This is a genomic window from Paludisphaera soli, from assembly GCF_011064595.1.
Lineage (GTDB): Bacteria > Planctomycetota > Planctomycetia > Isosphaerales > Isosphaeraceae > Paludisphaera > Paludisphaera soli.
The window spans coordinates 1-1914 of record NZ_JAALJI010000095.1; the positions used below are offsets into that span (position 1 = coordinate 1).

Sequence of the window (1914 nt, forward strand, 5' to 3'; positions counted from 1 at the left end):
TTCTACTGTAACCGATCCGATTTGAAGCCTGGTGGTTGGCCGTGTCGTTGCGGATCGAGGTCAGACACCGTCGGGCGGCGTGAGGCCGTAGCGCCTCTCCTCATCGGCCAGGAAGCCGGCGAAGGTGCCGTCGAACTCCACCGTGGGATGCCTCGAATTGATCTCGGTGCGCCCGAGCCACGAGAGGTGGATGACCGTGAAGCGGTCGGACTCTTCCGTGTGTCGGAACAGGGCGTCATCCGTTGCCCCCTCACGCCAGGCGAAGGTCTCGACCGGCTGTCCGGCGAGGAGATGTCCCGGCGGCAACTCGCGTTGCAGTTCGGCGTGGAGATCCCGTGCCGTATCGTCGTCGGGATAGAACCAGCCCTCCGGCAGGGCCGGGCGGGATAGCGGGGTGGCACTCATCCGCGGGCGACTCCTAACTCGTATTCGGCCGCGGCCGCCGCGGAGGGAATTCTCCGGTGGCCTTGTGCCAGTGGTAGATCCGCGCCTCCTCGTTACGCCGCAGAACGCGGCTGACCACCTCCGCGATCTCCTCCGGGGTCGGCGGTCGATCGCGCAGCAGGCGGGCCAGGATGCTCCTCGCCTGCGGCACCGTGATCGCCGGGGTTTTCCCCCCCGACGTGCCGACGCTCCAGGCACAGGAACCACAACGCCAGCAGCGAGAGCGTCATGTGGTGATGCCATCCCACCCAACTCCGCACCTCGTAGTGGTCCAGCCCCGCCTCGCCGTTGCCGGCCTCGAACATCTCCTCGATCCGATGCCGACGCCGCTGGGCTCCCAGGATCTCCGCCAGCCGCACCTCGGCGCCCGCGTTGGTCAGCGCGTAGTCGGTCTGCGACTCGCCCACCACGCGGATCACCACCAGGCGCTCCTCGGGACCGATCCGGCCGTCCTGCTTGGCCTTCACGCGCACCGTCATCGCGTCCACGATCAGCGGGCCCTTCTCGCCGTCTCGTACCGTGGTCCGCTCCCAGCGCGACTCCGGCTGGCTCGCCGCCCAGGCGTCGGCCCGCACAAACGGGACCTCACGCTTGCGGCCCGCGCCGGCCCGCCGCCGCGGCGGGCGGCGACGCTCCAGGTCGCGCACCGTCGTGTTGCACGGCACGTCCAGGACGTAACGCTCCTGCCGTTGACGCAACGCCGCGCGGAACTCGGAGGCCCGGCCAAACTCGTCATCGCCCGCGATCCAGCCGTGGGCCAGGCCGGGCAGACTCCGATCGAGCATCTCCAGCACGATCTGCCACTTCTCGCGGAACACGACCTCCGGCGGGACATGGCACTTCTCACGGCGGGCCGCGTCTTTGGCCCAGTCCTCCGGCAGGTAGAGCCGGCGGTCCAGGGGCGCGTAGCCGTCGTCGGTCGCGTAGGCGAGAAAGACCCCGACCTGGCAATTGTCGACCTTGCCGAGCCGGCCGCACCACTGCCGGCCGACCCCGCACGACTCGGTCCCCTTCTTGGGGAACGAACTGCCGTCGACGACCACCACGCCATCGGCCGTGGCCAACGCCTCGCCGACGTGCGTCCGCAACTCGGCCATGACCGCCTCGTCGTCCCACTTGCCACTGCCGACGAAGAACTGGATCGGCTTGCGGGGCAGGCCCGCCTCGATGGCGATCGGCTCGGAGGTCTTACGCTCCAGGCCGCCGAGCCGGCCGCGGATGACCAGGGCCGCGGTGGCCCGCTGCTCGACGCGATAGAAGCGAGGCAGATAGCGTTGGAGAAAATCCGTCAGGCGGTCGTCTCGCCCCCGGACGGATTCCGGCATGACCACGGCATCAGCCAGCAGGGCCTGGGCCTCGGGATGATCCAGGAGCGACATCGGGTCAGCTCCCCGGAGTGTGCTTATCCTCCACGCTCGTCAGAATATAAGGCCCGACCCAGGGTGTCACGAAAAATCGGTTACAGTAGAA

2 protein-coding genes are annotated in these 1914 nt (G+C 68.7%); both read right to left on the reverse strand.

Annotated elements, in window-relative coordinates:
- Positions 1–60 precede the first annotated feature (60 nt).
- Positions 61–405 (reverse strand): hypothetical protein, encoded by a 345-nt coding sequence (locus G6O68_RS31655; RefSeq protein WP_165253722.1) that lies wholly within the window; start codon positions 403–405, stop codon positions 61–63.
- A 92-nt stretch (positions 406–497) separates the two neighbouring features.
- Complete coding sequence (locus tag G6O68_RS31660; protein ID WP_165253724.1) at positions 498–1823, reverse strand: IS701 family transposase; 1326 nt, start codon at positions 1821–1823, stop codon at positions 498–500.
- Positions 1824–1914 lie beyond the last annotated feature (91 nt).

Coding starts and splice junctions, on each gene's coding strand:
- G6O68_RS31655 (WP_165253722.1), bottom strand. CDS start 405: ATGAGTGCCACCCCGCTATCCCGCCCGGCCCTGCCGGAGGGCTGGTTC.
- G6O68_RS31660 (WP_165253724.1), bottom strand. CDS start 1,823: ATGTCGCTCCTGGATCATCCCGAGGCCCAGGCCCTGCTGGCTGATGCC.